Annotated in this window: 1 rRNA gene; it reads left to right on the top strand. The window is 41.3% G+C overall.

From position 1 onward, the window contains the following. A 16S ribosomal RNA gene (locus tag JIG41_RS06830) occupies positions 1 to 88 on the top strand; the annotation flags it as partial. Positions 89 to 213 lie beyond the last annotated feature (125 nt).

Below are 213 nucleotides of genomic sequence, written 5' to 3'. Positions count from 1 at the left end.
GAGGACGTTCACCACGGAGTGATTCATGACTGGGGTGAAGTCGTAACAAGGTAGCCCTAGGGGAACCTGGGGCTGGATCACCTCCTTATACGATTTAGAACTTATTTGTTCGTAGTGTCCACACAGATGATTGTTAGTTAGTAAAGCCGCAGGCTTCACTAATTAATATGCTCTTTAAAAATTTGGAAAGCTGATAATAAAATTCTGATGAAT

It is taken from the genome of Pseudoalteromonas sp. bablab_jr011 (assembly GCF_016464045.1).
Classification (GTDB): Bacteria; Pseudomonadota; Gammaproteobacteria; order Enterobacterales; family Alteromonadaceae; genus Pseudoalteromonas; species Pseudoalteromonas lipolytica.
This window is presented reverse-complemented; position numbering and strand designations above follow the sequence as displayed.